Here is a 1,883-nt window from a genome sequence, read left to right on the forward strand (position 1 = left end):
AGGAAAAGCAGCGGGAGGGCGGCCCCCAGCAAGGCCGCGCCGTACCACTCGGGCGCCGGGACCGAAAAACGCAGCGTTTCCCCGTCCCAGGCCAGATGGGGGCAGGTTTCGTCGTGCGCTGCCCAGAACATGCCGCCGCACTCGCCCAGCCGTTGCCCCCGCACCCGCAAAGGCCCGCTTCTGACTTCGTAGTCCCACTGCGGAGCGGCGTAGGCTTCGGCGTACAGGTCATAAAGCTGCTGCTGAAGCGCGTGCAGCCGTGAGCGCAAGCGGGCTTCCTCGCGCCCTGTTAGCCCGCCCCGGTCCAGCGCGGCGCGGATGGCCTGGGCTTCGGTTTCCAGCGGGGCCAACTGTTGCTGTGGCGTGGGCTTGGGCGGGGGAGGCGGCGGGTCGCCGTCCAGCGTGCGGGCGGGGTCGCGGTATTCGCGGCTGCCCCAGCCCGTCACCTCGCGCAACTGGGCCTGCTCGATCAGCCACAGGCGGTTGGCGACCTCGCGGGCAAAGCGGCGGTCATGGGTGACGATCGCCACCGCGCCCGCGTAGGCGTGAATGGCGTCCTGCAAAGCTCCCAGCGCCTCTATGTCCAGGTGGTTGGTGGGTTCGTCCAGCAGCAGCAGGTCGGCCCGCAGCCCGCTGACCAGCGCCAGCCCCGCCCGTGCCCGTTCGCCGCCCGAAAGCTGCTCAGGCGTTTTAGGCCAGTCGGCAACCGTGAATCCCGCCGCGCCCAGCAGGGCCTTGGCCCGCTTGCCGAAGCGCCCCTCAAACTGCGCCCGCAGCGGTTGCCCTGGCGTCAGCCCGTGCCAGGTCTGGTCAAGGGTAGCGACGGTGATGCCCGCCGCGACTTGCAGGGTGGGCGCGGGGTCAGTCTCATCGGGAAAAAGTTCGCCCGAGAGGAGCTTGAGCAGCGTGGTCTTGCCCGTCCCGTTCGCGCCCATCAGGGCCACGCGGTCACCCTGGCGCAGTTTGAAGGCGGCGTCTTGCAGCACGGGACGTTCGCCGTAACTTTTGGACAGGTGTTCGCCCCAGGCCAGCAGCCGCGCCCGCGCCGTGCCCGACAGCAGCCGCATCCGAATTTGGCGTTCGGGCAAGGGGGCTTCGGTGAGTTCCACGCGGCCCAGACGGGTTTTGAGGGCCTGCGAGCGTTTGCCGCGTTTGTCCAGCCACTCGGCGCTGCCCTGAAGCCGCTCGGCCTCGCGTGCGCCCAGCCGCGCCGCCTTGCTCTGGGTGCGGCGTTCCAGTTCACGCTGCGCCCGCGTCCGCGAGTAGCCGCCCGCGTATTCCTGCGCCTCGCCGCCCTCCAGCCACAGCGAACGCCCCGCCACCGCGTCCAGAAAATCGCGGTCATGGCTGGTCAGAATCACCGCGCCGCCAAAGTCTTGCAGCCAGCCCTCCAGCCACTCGCGCATCCGAATGTCCAGGTGGTTGGTCGGTTCGTCCAGCAGCAGCAGGTCAGGCTCGCGGGCCAGCGCCAACGCCAGCGCGAGGCGGGTTTTTTCGCCCCCCGACAGGCTCGCCGCCTCCCGCGTCAGAAAGCGGGTCAGGTCGAGCCGCCCCAGAATGCGCCGCACCCGCGAAGGCCACGCGAAACTCTGGGCCGCTTCCAGTCGGGCGTGCAGGGCGCTCCAGGCCGCCAGTTTTTCGGGGTCGCCTAGGTCGGCTTCCAGGGCCAGCAACTCGGCTTCGGCGGCGCGGTAGGGGTGAGCGGCGTCCACCAGTTCGCGCACGGTCAGGCGGGGGGGGTGGGCGTGGTGCTGCGCCAGCACGGCGAGGGTCAGCGCTTCGGCCCGCCACACCTCGCCCTCGTCGGGCCGCGTTTCGCCCGAGAGCACCCGCAGCAGCGTGGTTTTGCCTGCCCCGTTGCGCCCCAGCAGCGCCAGCCGCTC

1 protein-coding gene is annotated in these 1,883 nt (G+C 70.7%); it reads right to left on the reverse strand.

Annotated features, from left to right (window positions below):
- Positions 1-1,883 (reverse strand): ABC-F family ATP-binding cassette domain-containing protein (locus Q4C89_RS11230; protein ID WP_303102701.1); only part of this gene is annotated, 1,883 nt, incomplete at both ends.

It is taken from the genome of Deinococcus sp., assembly GCF_030523985.1.
Classification (GTDB): Bacteria; Deinococcota; Deinococci; order Deinococcales; family Deinococcaceae; genus Deinococcus.